General features: G+C 48.0%; 11 protein-coding genes. 2 read left to right on the top strand and 9 right to left on the bottom strand.

The genetic code is table 11. The annotated features are described in order from the left end of the window. Positions 1-145: 145 nt before the first annotated feature. The 7 genes from AC0YNT_RS03105 to AC0YNT_RS03135 form a co-directional block, all read right to left on the bottom strand. Positions 146-2,017, bottom strand: a complete 1,872-nt coding sequence (locus AC0YNT_RS03105; protein WP_475803275.1) for a cache domain-containing sensor histidine kinase — start codon at positions 2,015-2,017, stop codon at positions 146-148. Then, positions 2,010-3,647, bottom strand: coding sequence for a response regulator (locus tag AC0YNT_RS03110; protein ID WP_475803276.1), 1,638 nt, complete (start codon positions 3,645-3,647; stop codon positions 2,010-2,012). Before AC0YNT_RS03110 ends, AC0YNT_RS03105 begins: the two co-directional genes overlap by 8 nt. A 30-nt stretch (positions 3,648-3,677) precedes the next feature. Further along, positions 3,678-4,922: an FAD-dependent oxidoreductase gene (locus AC0YNT_RS03115; RefSeq protein ID WP_475803277.1), complete on the bottom strand. Its 1,245-nt coding sequence runs from the start codon at positions 4,920-4,922 to the stop codon at positions 3,678-3,680. Positions 4,923-4,994: 72 nt separating this feature from the next. Next, positions 4,995-6,548 carry an extracellular solute-binding protein gene (locus tag AC0YNT_RS03120; RefSeq protein WP_475803278.1) on the bottom strand — a complete coding sequence of 518 codons (1,554 nt, stop codon included), beginning with the start codon at positions 6,546-6,548 and terminating at the stop codon, positions 4,995-4,997. 110 nt (positions 6,549-6,658) lie between these two features. Continuing rightward, entirely contained in the window at positions 6,659-7,531 is an 873-nt protein-coding gene (locus AC0YNT_RS03125) for a carbohydrate ABC transporter permease (RefSeq protein WP_475803279.1), read from the bottom strand. Positions 7,532-7,544: 13 nt separating this feature from the next. After that, a complete protein-coding gene (locus tag AC0YNT_RS03130) occupies positions 7,545-8,456 on the bottom strand; it encodes an ABC transporter permease (RefSeq protein WP_475803280.1) in 912 nt (303 codons plus the stop codon). 355 nt (positions 8,457-8,811) lie between these two features. Further along, entirely contained in the window at positions 8,812-9,843 is a 1,032-nt protein-coding gene (locus AC0YNT_RS03135; protein WP_475803281.1) for an NADH:flavin oxidoreductase/NADH oxidase, read from the bottom strand. Between the two features lie 218 nt (positions 9,844-10,061). Here AC0YNT_RS03135 and AC0YNT_RS03140 point away from each other — a divergent pair, with 218 nt between their 5' ends. Then, positions 10,062-10,922, top strand: coding sequence for a LysR family transcriptional regulator (locus AC0YNT_RS03140; RefSeq protein ID WP_475803282.1), 861 nt, complete (start codon positions 10,062-10,064; stop codon positions 10,920-10,922). Positions 10,923-11,239: 317 nt separating this feature from the next. On the opposite strand, the gene AC0YNT_RS03145 is transcribed toward AC0YNT_RS03140, so the two are convergent. Together AC0YNT_RS03145 and AC0YNT_RS03150 are read right to left on the bottom strand one after the other, a co-directional pair. After that, positions 11,240-15,379, bottom strand: coding sequence for a carbohydrate-binding protein (locus tag AC0YNT_RS03145; protein ID WP_475803283.1), 4,140 nt, complete (start codon positions 15,377-15,379; stop codon positions 11,240-11,242). Positions 15,380-16,016: 637 nt separating this feature from the next. Beyond that, positions 16,017-18,059: a beta-galactosidase gene (locus AC0YNT_RS03150; protein WP_475803284.1), complete on the bottom strand. Its 2,043-nt coding sequence runs from the start codon at positions 18,057-18,059 to the stop codon at positions 16,017-16,019. Positions 18,060-18,239: 180 nt separating this feature from the next. On the opposite strand from AC0YNT_RS03150, the gene AC0YNT_RS03155 reads away from it, so the two are divergent. Continuing rightward, a complete protein-coding gene (locus AC0YNT_RS03155) occupies positions 18,240-19,085 on the top strand; it encodes a helix-turn-helix domain-containing protein (protein WP_475803285.1) in 846 nt (281 codons plus the stop codon). Positions 19,086-19,097 lie beyond the last annotated feature (12 nt).

The following is a 19,097-nucleotide window of genomic DNA, read 5'->3' on the forward strand; positions in this document are numbered from 1 at the left end:
ATTCGAATTCCAACATTTACCTAATAGACGGAGTTAGCCTAGTTTTGTTGCAGCACCAATACTATCATCCTGCTATCGAATCAATTGGTATACAAAAATAAAGAAGCCGCACTTTATGCGGCCTCTGTTGTACGAATGCTTCGTATTATTCTCGCGGCAGTTCTGCTTGCAGGCGAATTGTCACCGTCGTCCCGGCCCCTAGCTCCGAAGTAATGGAGAGCCCGTAGTGATCTCCCGCATACAGCTTGATGCGCTCGTTCACATTAAACAGCCCATAGGAACTGCCGATTCCGTCCATTTTCTCTTCTGGCAGCGGTGCTGCCCGCAGCAGCTGCTGACTGCGTTCCTCATCCATTCCGATACCGTTATCGGATATCGTAATAATCAAATCGCCGCTCTCCTCTTTGACGATAATGGAGATCAGGCCACGTTTATGCTTCATTTTCCGGATACCATGCAGCAGTGCGTTTTCAACGATTGGCTGTAAAATCAACTTCGGAATCTGACAGCTTGCAATATGCGGATCTACCTCGAACTGGACATCAAACGTATTCGGGAACCGGCTTTGCTGGATATTAAGGTACACCTCTGCCAGTCGAACTTCGTCTTCTACGCTGACGATACTCTTGCCCTTGTTTAGACTTAAACGGAAATATTTTGCCAAGCTGTCAATCATCTGACTAATATCCGACGCGCCTTTACCGATGGCAATCCAATTAATCATATCCAGTGTATTATACAGAAAATGAGGATTAATCTGCGCTTGAAGCGCCTGCAGCTGGGCCTCACGTTCATGAATTTCGGCCAAATATTTCTCTTCGACAAGCGTACGTACACGCAGGATCAGGTGATCCACACTTCGTTCCAGCACGAGAAAATCACTATTCGATACAACTGCCAGCTCTTCTAGACTATCAGTCCCTTCCCTGCGGATAACCGTAATCACCTTCCTCACCCTCTGGTTCATTCCCCGTACGATAATGGCGAGCAGAACAAAAGGCAGCAGTGTGAACAATGCGAAATATTCCAAAAGGGAAGTCAGACTAGACCGCTGAGTCAGTTTTACCGCCTGCGGCGACAGTTGGCCCCCGTTGCTTTGCGCTACCAGCTTCCAGTTCGTAGGGGAAACAGTTGTAAACATGACTTCATCCGAATTCTTGTGCAGCCGGAAGGCATGGCCGTCACTGTCACGGCTCGCATTAAGCCGATCTCTTATCTCGCTGTCAATCTGGGTCCCAATCCGTGCCCGGTCAGGGTGATCAATAATGGTACCTGCCGCATCCACCAGGTAGACCTGCGTTCCAGATGAGAATTCGAGTTTGGATAATAAGTCGTTGACCATCTTCTCCTTCACATCAATCATCATAACTCCCGAAATTCTATCGTAATGATCAGGATCACGCAGCATCCGTGCTGACGAGAGCACATCCACATTACCCGCTTCCAGGAAGGTTTGCTCATAAATGCCGCTCCAAACAATACTTCCATTGGCTGCAATAATATCGTTATACCAAGGTTTGTCCATTAAGCTTTCAAGTGAGAAAAAGTTCACCTTCTCCCCCGCGTACAGCTTCGACTTATCCACGAACAGCCTTACACGGAATACATCTGAATTCGATTGAACGGATTCAACCAAGTTCCGCAGATCCTTGACTACCTCAAGCTGGGTATCAATGAGGCTGTCGGTATCACTCACGGATAAATATTGGTGCAATTTATTATTCATGAAAGCCGCATCGCTAATCTCCTCGATATGCTCCAGCCTGTAGGACAAATTACTTCCCGCCTGTTCGAGCGTCAGCTGCATCGTCCGCATGACCTCGTTCTTCAGAATCGTAGCGGAGCGTTCATAGTAACCGTATAAGATTACAGCAGCTGGAATCACGATGAGTATGAAATAAGCGATCAGCCACTGGCGAGGGATCGCAATACGGCGAAGAAGGCGACGGATCCATCCGCCACCTTCATTCTTAGATGAGCGCTTCTTCGGGCGCGCCTCCCCTGCCTGCCTATACATATTTCTCCCTGTAGCCGCTTGGGGTTAAACCTGTCATCTTCTTGAACAGTTTGGTGAAGTAGCTCGGATCTGTATAGCCGATCGCATAACATATATCGTAAAACTTGTATTGCGGATCACGCAGCATCTCCTTCGCTTTCTCCACACGTACTTGCGTCATATATTCGCCTACCGTCTGTCCTGATTCTTGTTTGAATAACAGGCTGACATAAGTAGGAGTCAGAAATACCTCTTTGCCGATATCCGTTACCGTCAAGTTGCCATTCGCATAATTGCGATCAATAATAGCCCGGACACGCTCGACGAGATTAGCTACCTTGCCCGTGCGCTTCTCGCGGATACGCTCACAGACAGCAAGCAGATAAGCTTCAAGAATCTGCCTGATCTCTACAAGCGTCTCCCGCTCGAACAAAGACTCCCATACCGAGGATTCCACCGTTTCCAGCTCTTCGGACTGCATATTTAATTCCAGCAGCAGCTGACCTGCGGCCAGAAAAATTTGCATACAGACATTGCGTCCATACTTTAATCCGTCAGGACGGTTACGATTCAAATCAACAAAGATCGAATCCAGCACTTCGTGCAGTTTCTCTGAATCCGCTGCTTTTAGCGCGGAGGTAAGCTCTTCGTTATAAACAAATTCGTACCGGCTGGAGCTCCCGCTATGCTGCTCCGGTGTTTCTAGACTATCCATCGTAATGATACGATTCTTCCCCAAGTACCACTTATGATTAACCGCTTCGCGCGCTTGCTTGTAGCAATTGGTCAAGTTGCCGAGACCCGTTACACGGTCGCTGATTCCGATAGTCACACTAATCTTCAGCCAGCGCTCGAGATTGTCACGGATCTTACCGGCCAGCTCAAGCAAAACTTCCGCGGCATCTCTTACTTCTTCGCCATCCATGTTCAATCGCAAAATTCCAGCAAACTCACCTGTATGATGTTCAAAAACATAGCCGTCCATATGAGTGTCTATCAACTCCTGGCAAATGTTATTGATCGAATACCAAAGCAGCTGCCGGTCTCTCTCGCTCCTGACGCTTTCGACAGTAGCCAAATCATCAATCGAGATGACTATCGCCCAATAGGAAGCATCCTCAGGCAAGTTTAGCTCAAGAAAATGGATCCTCTCCCGAATGTCTTGTTTCTGAACACCGCTGTTGATCAGCGACAACAGGAACTTTTCCCGCAGCAGCGGCATTCCTTCCTTCAGCCTTACCTGAAGCTCTTCCTTCCTCTGTTGCTCGGTACGCGCTTCATCCAGATCGCTTACTACACGTTTCAGGACAGAGCCTAACTCCTCCAGATTTACTGGCTTGAAGATATAGTCGACTGCACTGACTTTCATCGCGGATTTCAAATAATCAGCGTCATCATACCCGCTGACAAATATAATTTTCACCTGAGGATAATGTTCGTTAATCAGGCGTGACAACGTAATCCCGTCCATATTCGGCATGCGGACGTCCGTCAGGACAAGGTCGGGTGTTTCCTGTTCAATCATTTCGTAGGCTACATCCCCGTCGTCCGCCTCTCTCATAATTTCAATGCCGAAAGAGGACCAGTTGAAGTAAGATTGCAAGCCCGTTCTGACCGTTATCTCATCATCAACAATGAGCAGCTTATACATGATCATGTCCTCCTTCTTAAGCGGTTCCATCTATTTCATGAACTTAACACCTTGATCTTCCAATATGTTATGCAGTTTGTCCATGGATACCTCTTCCATTCTGACAGCGTTGTCAATTGAGAGAGAAGCAGCGATACCAGCAGCCTGCCCAAGTGCATAACAAGTTGCCTGCACACGCATCGAAGACATGGCTACATGAGTTGCAGAAATCGAGCGTCCTGCTACGAGAAGATTATCGAAAGCTTCCGGCACCATGCAGCGATAAGGAATATCGTAGCCGTCGATTTTGCGCTCGTCGGTTGTTTTCTTCGCATCTGGGCTATGAATATCGATCTCATAATTCGTTTGTGCAACAACGTCCGAGAATCTTGCGCCACTGGTCAAATCCTGCTCGGTTAACGTATAGAGACCGACGATCTGGTTGGTCTCCCGGGTACCGGTTTGAGGTGCGATATGGGTCAGAGCATAATTCTCAAAGCCGGTCTTCTGGAGATAGTAAGCAATTGAGAACACCTGTCTGAGCGCTTCCGTCTCTGCGTAATTAATGTCTTCGATCTTGGCTCCATTCGCTTTAACACGCGACATGTTGACGAGCAGCGAGCCGTCATTGTTCTGCTCCCAGTACAATCTTCTGCCTTGTGGCAGATCGGATAACTCTTTGTATTCATAACAGCCTTCCGGCAAAATTGGCGTTACCGGCTTGCCCGTATTTTGCATCATAAACATAAGAGTCATCGGCTGCGTCAGCCCATCGCTTTCGCGACCTGTTGTATATGGTACTCCTGCATCTATCGCTACACGAGCATCACCCGTACAATCGATAAACGTTTCTCCTTCAAATGCTCTTAGACCCTCCCGGGTCGACACGATAACGGCTTTGATCATACTGCCTTCCTGAACCGTACCGATAAATTCACAGTGGAAGTAGACATCCACCTTTTCTTTCTTCATCTTCTCATTCATATATTGGCGCATCAGGAAAGGCGAATATTGCGGTGCTATCGATTCATCGTGACCTGCCGGAAGTGACTCAGCCAGCATCTCGGCAATCAGCTCGCGGTAAATGCCTGTCACGTTGCCGATCGGCATAAAAACACTAACGTTAGCGATAGTCCCCATACCGCCAAGCTGTGCTGTTTTCTCCAGCAGAACAACTTTTTTGCCACTGCGGGATGCGCTGATAGCAGCGGCTGTTCCCGCTGGGCCTCCTCCGATAATGACAACATCAGCATGCTTGTAAGTCTCAATTTCCCGCGAGAAAGAATAGCTAGTCATATCAATTTCTCCTCCAATTAGAACGCAGTAGAGGGCTTTTGAATAAGCCCTCCCTGCTGAATTTTTAATTCATTATTTCGAAGTGTACCAAGCGTTAACTTCTTTGGCGCTTGCTTCTCCGCCTTCGGCATTAAACTTCTTCTGGAAATCAGCTAGACCATCGATTTTTTCTCCGCCAGCAATAAGCTTGACCGTATAGTCACCGGACATCGTCTCGAGCTTCAGGTTATTTTTAGAGTAGTTTTCCAAGTATGGTGCAACACTGAGCTCATTCAGAATTTTATCCGAATCGGCTGTCTTGTTGTTGAGTGTGTCAAATGCTTCGAACATAACCGGATTTTTGTGTACACGTGCCTGCCAATATTGCGGATAGTTGGCTTCGTCCGTTCCAACCATATAGTTGTTCGCGAGGTTGCGTTCGTCGTTAAAGATCGGAAGAATTGGCATGTACGCGCCATTGTCAACCGTATAATGCATGCCTTCTACACCAATAGCAAGTTCTTTGAAGGTATTTGATTCAAGAATTGCATTAATCCATTTGATAGCGTCCTCTGGATTCTTTGCGGATTTCGGAATAAAGCTCAGACGGTCAAAGCCTTTGTTCGCTCCAAAGCCGGATTTGCCATTAGGACCTTTAAGGGCAGGCAAGTATGTGAATTTAGCATCAGGAACCGCTTTCGTGAGTGCGTCGGATACGCCTGGAATGTCCGCCCAGTGGATAGCAATAGCTCCTGCTTTGCCGCTGGAGAATTTCTCTTTGGCAGTTGCATCTTTGTTCACGACAAACTCTTTATCAAGCAGTCCGCCTGCATAGAGACCAGCAACATAATTCGCATAGTCAGGGAAGGACGGGTCAAGAACACGAGGAACAAGCTGTCCGTCAACATCATTCCATGGGTTAGGCATACCGAAAGCGCCTACAAGATCATCAATCATTGGCAAGTCACCTTTGATGGTAAAAGGAACGTCCTGGCTGCCATTGCCGCCTGGATCCTTGTCTTTGAATGCCTGCAGGACAGCTTGGAATTCATCTGTTGTTGTTGGCATCTTCATGCCAACCTTGTCGAGCCAGTCTGTACGAATAAGAATGCCTGTACCTACAGGATAGGTAATGATGTTCGGAATGCCATACAGTTTACCGTCAACCTTAAGAGCATCCATCGATTGTTGAGAGATCGCGGTTTTAATATTTGGACCAAATTGATCAATTAGAGGTGTCAGATCGATAAGTGCACCTTTTTTCGCATAATCCGAGTACAATGCCATATCGATGTACGAAGTAACGATATCGTAAGGCTCGCCGGATGCCATAAGCAGATTCAGCTTTTGCGCCGGGTTATCCTGCGGAAGCATATCGTATTGCACTTTGTAGCCCGTCTTTTCTTCAAGCAGCTTCGCTACCGGATAATTGGCATAATCTTCGCCTTGGAAGACATCGAGGCGCTTCAGCGTTGGAAGATTGGCATTGGAGTCTGTAGCTGCAGCGTTGTCTGTGGTTTCTGCCGGTGCATTAGATACCGCCGCGTTATTAGCATTGTTATTCGAATTCGATGAACAAGCGGCCAAGGAGCTAGCCAGAACAACCGTTGATGCAGCAATTGAAAGCACTTTTGTCATTTGTTTCATTTGTGACCCTCCATTTAGATATAATTTATCATCAAACCGCAATTATTGAAGTGATATTCTTCAATAATTGTCGGTAAAACGCAAGAATTGAATAAGAAGTTAGGTTTGACTCAACCTTTTACGGAGCCAATGAGTACACCTTTAATGAAATACTTTTGAAGGAACGGATAGACAAGCAGAATTGGGACGGTAGAAGCAATAACGGTAGCAGCCCTTACTCCTTCGGCTGGGACATTCATCATATCTTCCGCGCTCATCTTGAAGCTTGAGGAATCGGCGTTCATCACAATATCCTGCAAGTACAGCTGCAGCGGCTTTAGCGAAGTGCTGTTGATATACAGCATCGGGTTAAAGTAGTCATTCCAGTAATAGACCGCGTAGAAAAGTCCGATTGTCGCGAGCACTGGACCGCTGAGCGGCAGAATAATGCGGAACAGAATCGTATAATTGCGTGCACCGTCAATCTTTGCAGACTCTTCCAGGCTTGGCGGAAGACTTTCGAAATAGCTCTTAATGACAAGCATATTGAAGACGCTGATTAATGCCGGCAGAACGAGAGAACCAAGGTTATCAATCAAGTCCAGCTGACGGATAAGCAGATAGTTCGGTATGATGCCGCCGTTAAACATCATCGTAAAGACAAACAATATAATGATGATGCCGACACCGGGCAGCTCTCGCTTGGAGAGCGGGTAAGCCGTCATTGCCGTAATTAGCAATGAAGCTAGTGTGCCTGCAACAGCCACGAGAGCTGAGATCAACAGGGCATGCAGAAATTGATGGTTCGTTACGACGTATTGCAGCGTATCAAGCTGGAAGCCGACGGGGAATAGATTAACTTTCCCGGATGTGATCGCCCATTCTTCACTGACCGACTTCGATAACACCGTGATAAAAGGAAGAAGCGTCGATAAGCCCATCGCAATTAAAATCACATAAATGACGGTATCGAGTACATAATCACTGAATTTTTTACTGTGCATGGTATTGCCCTCCCTACCAGATACTTCTCTTTAAGAACTTCTTGCTAAGCATGTTGCCGCTAATAATCAGAATAAAACCAACCAAGGAGTTAAACAGGCCAACCGCTGTGCTGAAGCTGTAGTCCTGCTGACCAAGACCCATCCGGTAGACATAGGTTCCGATGACATCTCCGGAATCGTAGACTAGCGGGTTGTACATCGTTAGAATCTGTTCAGTACCGGCTTCGAGCAAGCTGCCGATCCGAAGAATTAACATCAGTACTATGGTTGGCATAATGCCTGGAAGCGTTATCGAAATCATCTTGCGAATGCGTCCAGCTCCGTCAATCGAAGCTGCTTCATATTGTTCCTGATCAATCCCTGCGATTGCAGCGATGAAGATGATGGCGTTCCAGCCGATTTCCTTCCATCCAGCTGTGAATACAACAACACTTCGGAAGAACGAATTATCTTGGAGGAATGAGATCGGCTTACCTCCAAAGGCTATGATGATCTGGTTAACCAGGCCGTCTGTCGGAGAGAGAAGAGTAACGAACAAGCCGGAAATAACCACCCACGACAGAAAGTGGGGCAAATAAATAATCGTTTGGATCGAGCGCTTGAACAGCATTTTGCGAACCTCGTTGAGCAAGAGCGCCACGACTATCGGAATCGGAAATAGGAGCACGATTTTGTACATGCTAATGAGCAGCGTGTTCGTCAGTACCTGGAAGAAATCATCCGAGTGTATTAGCTTCTGAAAATGCTCGAGGCCAACCCATTCGCTGTCTCCGATCCCGCTGAAGATGTTGAAATCCTGAAATGCAATGACAACGCCGTACATCGGCGTATATTTGAATAAGAGTAAGAAGATTAATCCTGGTACAAGCAGGAAATACATGTCCCAATTGCTGAGCGCCAGTTTCCAGCGGCTGTTTCTATTCAATTTTCCTCACCTGCTTTTCTCTAAATGTTATATCTGTATTGTAAGAGATGAGGTGGGTTGGTTCGTAGAATGTAATCCTTTGATTTCTGGTTGTTTTCTATAAAAAAATTAGGGTAAAACGCAAACTGCGCATTCAAATGCTCTTCCGATCGCCATTGCTCGAGGATTCCACTCCTTTGAACAATGTTCAAAGTGATGGAATCCTCAGAGCAAAAGCGAGCGCTGCGCTTCTACAGAGCATTTGAATTCTCCGTTTGGGTTTACCCTATAGAAAAAGACCAGGGATCAAAGGATTTGAGGGCAAAAAAAAGCGGTGCAGAATGTACTCTGCACCGCTTTTGGTAATTAAGTTATTTTAGCCCCGTGGGAAGCCTAATTGGTATTGTCTTGGAAGCTCGATTTCTTTGTGGAGCACGGTTGCTGCTTCAAGAGTCCAATAAGGATTACGAAGCATTCCTCTGCCTACTGCTACAAGATCGGCGTCTTCGTTGCCGATAACGGAGTTGGCGAGAGTTGGCTCATCCAGTCTGCCTACTGCAATGACCGGAACGTTCAGAGCTTCTCTAATTGCTCGTGCGAGAGGTACTTGATAAGCGGCATGTGTTCCTGGTCTGCCCGCTGCGGCGATTGGTCCTTCTCCGCCTGCACTAATATGGAACAGATCAACGCCAGCTGCTTGATATTCTTTGGCGAATGCAATACTTTCGTTGATGCCGTATCCGCCTTCCACATATTCTTTGGCAGAAATCCTCATAATTAAAGGCATATCTGCGGGCATTTCGCTTTTCGCAGCTTGAATGACTTCTTTACCAAACAACGTCAACTCTTGACCATATTTATCCGTTCTCTTATTCGTCAGCGGGGAATGGAATTGATGAATCAAGTAACCATGGGCACCATGAAGTTCAATTGTATCTACGCCCGCTTGAACAGCTCTGCGTACAGCCAGACGGAATTTCTGGGCCATCTCTTCGACTTCTTGCGTAGACAGAGCTCTTGGGGTTTTGGACTTCTCATCAAAAGGAATCGCGGATGGCGCTACAGGTACTTCCGCATCTTCAGCTTTACGTCCCGCATGTGCGATTTGTATACCTACTTTTGCACCGTGCTGATGGCTGGCTTCAATAATACGGGCTAATGCCGGAATCTGCTCATCAGACCATAACCCGAGATCGAAATCCGAAATACGGCCATCCGGTTCAACATCGGTCATTTCTATAATAATTAAACCTGTGCCGCCTACGGCGCGGCTTACATAATGCGTATAATGCCAGTCGTTTGCAATACCGTCTTTTTCGGCTACCGAGTATTGGCACATCGGCGGCATAACAACACGATTTTTAAGGGACAAGCCCTTGATCTCATATGGGGTAAATAAGTGCTTCAAATTCAATCTCTCCTCTATTCATTCATTCCATGAATTCCATGCCAACTACAATAATAATGTACCCAGCATTGGACAACTCATGATATGGCTTTATGAAATGGATGATACTGAGCCATTATACATCCACCATGACAATAAAACGAATTATATAAATTGTAATGATCCATAAATATATTTATAATTCGATTATGGATAAAACGCAGGGGATGAACAAATGAATGGTAGATTTTGAATGGTACCGAAGCTTTATTGCAATCTACAAGCACCACTCCGTTTCCGAAGCGGCCAAGACCAGGATGATGACACAACCAGCTATGAGTCAGCACCTCGCTGCCTTGGAAGCGGAAGTAGGCGAGGCTTTATTCGCACGGGTGTCCAGAAGGCTTATCGCAACTGAACGGGGAAAAGAGCTCTATTCCAGGCTAGCTCCACTTGTTGAATCGCTGGAGGAAGCAACCGCCGGGCTTAAATCCGCCTCTCTGCCAAATAACAAGGTGTTCCGAATCGGCTTGTCCCTGGAGTATTTCCAGGAGCGTCTTCTTCCCAAGCTTACGGATGCCGGCATTTGCAGCGTGTCTTACTTTGGAACAGCTGATCAACTAATCGAGCTTTTGAAGGAAGATCAGGTCGAGCTGATTATTACGCCCAAGAAATTCGCCGTTCCCGGCATTGAGTATGAATGGCTTATGGAAGAAACGTTCACGATTATCACTCCAGCTGCTTTTACCGTGCCCGAGCTTCACAATTTGAAGGAAATAGAAGAATGGCTGTCCGCGCAAAAGTGGATTTCATACGGGCTGGAGCTCCCCATAATTAGACGTCTCTGGAGAGAGCATTTCAAGAGAAGGCCTCTTATTAAGCCAAAGCATGTGATTCCCAATATGCATGCTGTTATCAAAGCCGTCGAGACCGGAGCAGGAATCAGTGTTGCCCCTACCTATCTGTTCGAGAATTCGAGTACCAACATTCAAACTTGCTTCGATAGTTTAACGGTTAATAACGAGCTGTTTATCGGTTATAAGAGCAAGCACAAGCATATGCATGAGCTGCAGGAGATTATTTCGATTATTCGGAAATAGGTGACAGAAATAAATTTGTTTACCGATGGCCTAGTAAAAACAAGGGTTTTCGAGGGATAAAATCTACACAAATTAATTGCAAGCAAAATGTCCGGATTGAAAATAAAGTTGTTAACTTCTACGCGGCCTCTTTGTTTTGTCCTTTCGGCGGTAGCCCGCTTTTGTACGGGGACAAGGCTCTGAGGCGCTCTACTTATCAAAAAGTCGACTACCATCATAATTTCCTATACAATAACGCAAAACGTCCCCGCACCGAAGCTCCTTCGGTACAGGGACGTTCTTATTAGTTAGACGCCTCTTGGCATGGGCATTGTCGGCTACTTGCCCAGATTTTCGCTCCACACGTCAATGAGTGCGTTAACGCTCCGATTAAGCGTTGTCTTTGCTTGATCGGAAACCTCTTCCTGCTTCTTCTCTTTATTCAGCTGACTCAGCAAATTCTCCAGATGCTTGATCCCCTGCTTCCAGTCCGGCTTCTTCTTGCTGACCGCATCAGTTGCATGCTCAAGCTCCTTATCCAGTTTCTTCCAGATTTTCTCATCTAACTGTCCGGCTGAGCCAAACAAATCCAGCAACTGACCGATTGCAGGAGCGTTAATGGAGGCAGGGAGAACCGTGAAATTATCGTAGCTTGTTTCATTCATGAATGTCCGCATGCCGACCTTGCCGTGTGTGAATGGACTGCCGCTAGTGTCTGTATAGTCGATAACCGGCTTGCTCATATCATCGACATACACTTGGATGCGTGCACCCTGCGCAACGACTTTTACATGCTTCCATTCGCCTGTCTTCACCTCGAGCGGCGCCCCTGTCAAATAGGTCCAGCTGTAATTCAGCTTGCCGAGATGAACGCCCTGATTGTTTAGGTACGCGACATATCCTTGCACGAAGTTCGCATTGTTCTGATTCAGCTCCTTGCCGTGAGCCGGGTTGCTCGCACGGAACAGAATGCCCCCGTCACCGGAATCGCTAATCAGCTTGATATCGGACTCCACGCTGTAATCCGACCAATTGGCATCCCCGATCGTCGTCTTCGCGAAGCTGCCGACCGCTGCCTGATATTCGCCGGTATGAGCAGCCTTCGGTTCGACTGGATTCTGATGAATCCGTATTCCTTGGAAGTCGAATTCACCTTTAACGGTTTCGACCTTCAAGGTATGTGTGCCCGCCGGGAGATAGATGCCTTGCTTCGTTGTTGTCGCCCAGTTCTCCCAGGTGACGGAATTCGGAATATCGACTTCACCGGTTAGATCGGTTGCATCGTCGAGCCACAGCCGGACCTTCGCACCGTCCATCGATGTAGTGGTCACGAAATCGACGTTGTACACGCCGGCCTCGGCAATATCTACGTTGTAGGCCAGCCATTCGCCGGTAGCGTTCCACCCCACATTGTAGCTGCCACCCGCATTTCGGCGGATGTCGACCGCTTCATTCCGGTATTCCGTACCGATGTTAGAGGGAGTCAGATCATGGTAACCCGTACCTTCGCCTCCGGCTTTATAATCAGCAGCCTGGATAAATCCGGGCAGCACGTGCGGCTTATCGAATTGGGTGAGCGACAGTCTCGTCATGTCAAACTCGCCTTTGACAATTTCGACCTTCAGTTCATGATCGCCGGCCGGCAGCAGGATACCGGATTTCGTTACCGACTTCCACTTATTCCAGTCGCCGGAAGCAGGAACGCCTAGTACGCCTGTCAAATCAGTCGTGTCATCCAGCCATAGCCGGACTTGTGCATCCGTAAACGTCGTAGCTGTCCACAAGTCGAGATCGTACAATCCCTCTTCCGCGACGCGGATGTTGTACTTCAGCCATTCCCCTGTTTGATTCCAGCCTACGATCTGATCGCCGGATGCAGCGGATCGAATGTCTACCTTATCGCTGCGGTATTTGCCCCCAATGTTCGCAGGAGTCAAATCATGGTAGCCTACGCCTTCACCGCCTGGCTTGTAATGCTCGGCTTCGATAACGCCGGGTACTGGTATCGGCTGATCCATCCTCGTCAGGGCTATACCTGCAAAATCAAATTCCCCGCGGACCGTCTCGGCTTTCAGCGTATGCTTGCCTGCCGGGAGTGTAACACCGGATTTTTGCACCACATTCCAGATGTTCCAGTCACCGGTCTTCGGAATATCCACGATGCCGGTAAGATCCGTCGTATCGTCCAGCCAAAGCCGGATCTGACCTCCATCCAGCGTAGTAGCCACTTTGAATTCTGCGTTATAGGATCCGGCTTCCTCTACGTCAATGTTATACTTCAGCCATTCGCCCGTCTGGTTCCAGCCGACGTTGTAACCGCCGTCGACCGGATTGGATCGTATGTCGACCGAATCTCCCCGGTACTCGCCGCCAATGTTTTCGAGTGTATTTTCATGATAACCGACACCTTCGCCACCGGAGATATAGTGGACCGTACCAATCGCACCCGGGATCGGATGATAAGCGTCGTAAGCCTGCTCCTCCTCGGCAATGTCGCTCTTCACGCTCCAGAAACCTTCATATCGCTTCCAGCCGTCATCCTGGCCATCATCGAAGTTATCATAGAGAACCGGAACGTCCACGTGCCGGTGGAACATCAGCTTATCCAGCGAGATAGTTCCCGATACGGCAGTGACCTTCAAGGTATGAACCCCTGCCGGCAGTTCTACCCCATTCAGCTGTGCGGTTTGCCATCCTGCACCAGCTGGGTCAGTGTCTCCTGCCAGCTCAAACTCGCCCAGCGGCTGTCCACCATCCAGAGTGAGCTGTAACTTGCTGCCCGGGGCTGCATCCGCATAAGAAAGATCGATATCGTATTTGCCTGCTTCCGCGATGTTCAGCCGGTATTGCAGCCATTCGCCTTTCTCAAAAGCGGTGATATGTGAGGTGGCGTCATCTGCTTTGCCCGTATCCACGCCTTCTCCGCGGTAATCGCCGATTGTACTGGGCGTCTGGTCGTGATACCCGACCCCTTCGCCGCCTGACAGGTAATGAACGGCCTCGACTTGACCCGGAACCGGTTTCGCGGCATCAAAATCGCTGCTGCCGTTCACGTCGTTGCTGAAAGCAGCGTAACCGAAATTAGCCTTTGCATTCTCCGTGACATAACCGATGCTGCCGCCGTCAAGCATCACGCTGCGCGTCTGCTTCAGCATACCGTCGACGTAGATCTTGAACGTATCTCCTGCTTTCTCAACCCGGATATTGTGCAGCTTCGTATAATCGTACCCTTCCGGAAGCGTGCTCGCCACCCATCCCAGATCGGCGCCGTTCACCCGGAACTGCGTCTGCAACGAATTGCTCGCCGGATCTAACAGCGCTGTGCCGAAATCGTTATCGCCCTTGTAGGAGAATACGACCCCAAGCCGCGGGCTGACGGTATCGCTGGACTCAGCCAGCTGCAGGTTAAATTCTGCCGTATAGCTGCTTCCGGTCGTAGCAGTGGTCACCAGTCTGCTAGTACCGGCGGTTTGCTGCCGCAGATGGCCGGAATCAACACTCCAGCTGCCACTGTCCGGATTCGTCCACGCCGGGCTGAGTTCCGCGCCATTGAACCGGTCCTCGAAATCTGGCATCTCCGGATCCGGCTGCTCGGTTGTCGTTGGCCCGAGCACCGACATTTTATCCCCGTTGAACACGATCCGGTCCATCCCCATATGGCGAAGAGGTCCGACAATGCCCGGTCCTTCGAGATTATGGTAGATGATATAGCGGGCATCCAGGTTCGGGCCAACGACGACCGTATTATGGCCGAGACCGACTGTCGGACCTTCCGTACTGATCAGAATCGGGTTATCCGTATCACGCACGAATCCCGTGAGCGGGTTTGTGCTGACCGCGTAGTCGACCCGATAGCCATTGCTGAATACATGATTGCCAGTATAAGTCATATAGTATTTGCCGTTGCGCTTGAACAATGTAGAACCTTCCGTCCAACCGTTCATGCTGGCACCTGTATTGACGCTGTTGCCGATCGTCGTCGGCGTAGGCATCGTAGCCGCGAGAATTCCCGCTCCGTTCGCATGATAGAAATACCACTTGCCATCATCGTCAATAAAGACGTTGCCATCGATCGAATGGCCCAAATTGCCCGTCTGCACTGTAAACGGACCGGTCGGGCTCTCGCTGCGCAGCACGTAGTGACCTTTGCCGGCAGGAGAGGTATACATGTAGAAATATCCGTTCCAATAAACGACCTCAGGAGCGTAGGCTCCCTTCGTGACCGGATCGGTTGCGGCCAATCCTCCATAGCTCCAGTTGACAAGGTCTGGCGAGCTCCACACTTTGACCCCGATATCAGTATCTCTCGTGCTCACATACAAATAATAGGTACCATTAAACTTCAGCACATAAGGGTCGCCAAGTCCATATTGTCCCCATTCGTCTGGCAGCGATGCCGGATTCTTATAGGCGAATGCTGCCTGCGGGGCAATCAAGAGCAGCACACACAGAATAGCCACTAAACTTCGTTTCAACATCAAACTTATCACCTCATCGAATTAATTAAAGCGCTTTCATCAATGACTGCTCGTGTTGATTTTCCCCTTACACCACCGTTGTCTCATCACCTCATTTTATCCAATTAATCTAATATATCGAGAGTATATCGGCATTTTCCAGGCAAAGTCAACAGTTTGTTTCAAATATATTGTATTATTCAATTAAATTTTCTCGTTTTCAGTTTTTAATACAATATTATTGTAACAAAAGGGATAACTAAAGGAGCTGTCCACGACAGCTCCTTCAAGATCGTTAGTCAAGCAACATCATCAACCTGACTTCCTGCTTGAGCAGCAGTCAGTCAGGACTCAGCCTCAGATTTAGCGACTGAGATTAACCAACTTTATTTTCCGTTAAACAACTTTATTACGAGCTAAAGAACTTAATTTTCTCACACCATTTTTAACATTCGTATAGTCAGAATGAATTTTGTAACGCTCCTGTAATATTCCACTCAGGTTCATTTCATGATTGGCTCCTATAATAAAGGACAAGACCCCCCTTTATTTATATATTTCTCTTTTATAGCCTGTGGCCCCCGTGCTACAGGCTCTTTTGTTTCTTAACTACAGCAAGCCCCCGTGGGATAATCCCGCGGGGGCTTGCTCTTTATTATTAAAGTTCCAGAATCATAACGCCGTACGCCGGCATCTTAACCTCATTCTCAATTGTTGCTCCTGTTAGAAGTTCTTTTGTTGCCCGCTTCACTTGAAGAGTAGCGGGCTGATCCGAGTAGTTCAATAAGAAAGCATATGAAGCAACCTCCGAAGAACGAATGCCAAGCTCTACTGCGGCAGGAACTTCTAACCAGTCTGCGATTGGAGTGGAGATGCTCAGCTCATCCAAGATAGCATCTACAACCGGCTCGCTGTAAGCTGCGCCATAATACCATACCTCACCTTTACCAACAGCACGGCGGGTTAAAGCTGGCTCGCCTTTGTAATATTCCGACGCATAATGAGCTACTACCTCCGCTTCCGGATTTTGAACGTTCAGTACCTCATTAAAAGCAACGGCTTTTGTTCCTGAAGGAACACGCCCCTCCCAATTCAACTCTGCTGGTTGAATCGTTCCTTTGATTAAAGTGAAGTCCTCAACCGTTATGCCGCACAGTTCTGCAACTGGACCTGGAAACGGCCGCATGTAGCATTGTCCCGCCGGATTCTTATAGCCTGTACGTGCGCCAAAGAACAACTTGCCGCCTTGCTCCACATATCTCGTAAGGAGTTCAGCCGTCTCATCTGTCATAATCGCCGCATGCGGGTAAACAATCACTTTATATTTCGATAACTCCTCTAAAGTTGTGTTTGACCGTAAGGTAAGGAGATCGGCTGGGATATGACGGTATTGCAGCTGCTTGTACCAGGAGCCCTTACTTTGCCATTGCAGCGGGCCATGCCATTTGTCCATCTCTCCATCCCAGAGATTATCATAATCCTGCATGATGGCGACTTCCGCTTGGTATTTCGTCCCGGCAATTAAGGCACCAATCTTCTCGAATTCCCCGCCAACCTGTGCAACTTCTCTAACCCGTCTGTTTGGCTGATTGTGGTAATCATTGATTCCATGCCAATAAATTTCTGTCCCCATCGTTGCTGTACGCCAGCGGAAGTAGACCAGCAGATCCGTACCATGCAGAACGGATTGATAAGACCATAACCGGATTTGACCCGGCCTTGGGGATCCCATCTCGATCCGGTCTACCCAGCCGCCAGGACCAGATTGCTGCTCCATCACGCAGAAGTTTGGCGAGATCGAACGAACGTTAGACAAACTCATGCTCCAGCCACGATCTTTGAGTGAGTTCTCATCATTTCCCGGGAAAATCGTCGAAAACTGCGGGTACGAATCGTAAGAGAAGAAATCGAGCAATTCATCGGTCAACTCATGACTGTCCAGATGTCCGAATAACCCGTTTGTTGTCACCCAATGCTGAGGTGCAAGCTCACGGATTATGTCCGCTTGAAGCTTAGCAAATGAGATGACATTATCCGAGATAAAACGCTTCTCATCTAACGCCAGATGTGGATTCGGCGACTCAGTCTGCGACAGGTGCAGCTGCTCCCAAGCCGTATAAGTCTGACTCCAGAAGACAGTTCCCCACGCTTTATTCAAATTGTCCAAAGTCTCATACTTCTGTCTGAGCCACACCCGAAATGCAGCATGATCAGCCTCAGCATAAAACACGTTCTTCTCGCAGTTGAACTCGTTATCGATCTGCCAGCCAATAACCGCAGGGTGTTCCTTGTAAGCGCTGACCATGTTACGTACGATAAGCTCACAAAGCTCACGGTATTTCGGACTGGAGTAATTATAATGACGTCTCATGCCGTGCTTGATGAGCTCACCACTCTGATGAGCGTTTAATACTTCCGGATATTTATGCGTCAGCCATGCCGGCGGCGTCGCCGTTGGCGTACCTAAGATAACCTTCAGCCCATATTGATGTGCCAAATCCATCACCCGTGTGAAAAAACTAAAGTCAAATACGCCTTCCTCCGGCTCCAGCATCGCCCATGCAAATTCCGCCATCCGAATGACCGAAATATTCATCTCCCGCATCCGGCGGAAGTCATCTTCCCACAATTCCTCCGGCCAGTGCTCAGGATAATAACAAACGCCTAACGTTAACTCGTCCATTTGGATCGATTTTGCCATTTCGAGTCAGCCTCCCAACATCTCTTGTACTACCCTCTATTTTAGTTGAAGCCCGATCAGTTAGGATATGACAAAAACATGCGATGTTTATTAATATATTGTCATAATCATTAATCAACGACTTTGTTAAAAGCCATTAAAAAGAATTATTTATGAAAATATTGCGTTATGAGGTGCTTGATGAAAGAACATATTTTTCTGCCTAAGCCCATCTTCCAAAGACATAGCTGCTTCCCGGATTTTATCGGAGGCTACAGTGATTTTCCCGAGCATGACGTCAATCGTGAATATGCCACTACCGAAAATAATTTAGACCGCTACTATAATCTGCATATTGTTCTTGGAGGCAAGGGTTATCTGCATACAGACAGCATGACGTATGAATTGACTGAGGGACAAGGCTTCCTGTATGGTCCCGGTCTCCGGCAAACGTATCATGCTGATTCCCGAGATCCATGGAATATTCGTTGGGTCCATTTTTTCGGCGTTCGCCTAGAGGAATTATTGGACGGGAAAGGGCTGGATGAGCCATGGCTGTTTCAATTATCTGATCCCTCTCCTGTAGGGTCGTTGATAGATAGACTGCTTCAGCTAGGCAGAGGCTATGAAGTAGATGATGAATATGCGGCTGCCGCCACACTGTACGAGCTGCTCACCAGAATTCAAGCCACCGCTGCCCAGCTTAATGTGTCTGTGAATCAAGCTGCTGACAAAATACGTGCAGCGGCCAACTATATACGCGCCAATTGCAGCGATCCCTTCACACTGGAACAGGCCGCAGCCATTGCCGGGTTCAGCCCGCATTATTTCAGCCGCAGGTTTAATAAAACGTTTGGCAAATCATTTTCCGATTTTCTGATGGAGTCCCGTATCCTACAGGCAAAACGCCTGCTTGCTTCTACCAGCTTGTCCATTAAGCTTATTGCACTCGAAACCGGCTTCTCTCAGACCAGCTATTTCAGCAAATGCTTTAAGAGCCTCGAGGGAATGACCCCTCTGCAGTTCCGGGAATTGCATAAAACCTAATATTTTTAAATA

The sequence above is a fragment of the Paenibacillus sp. J22R56 genome, assembly GCF_056269375.1.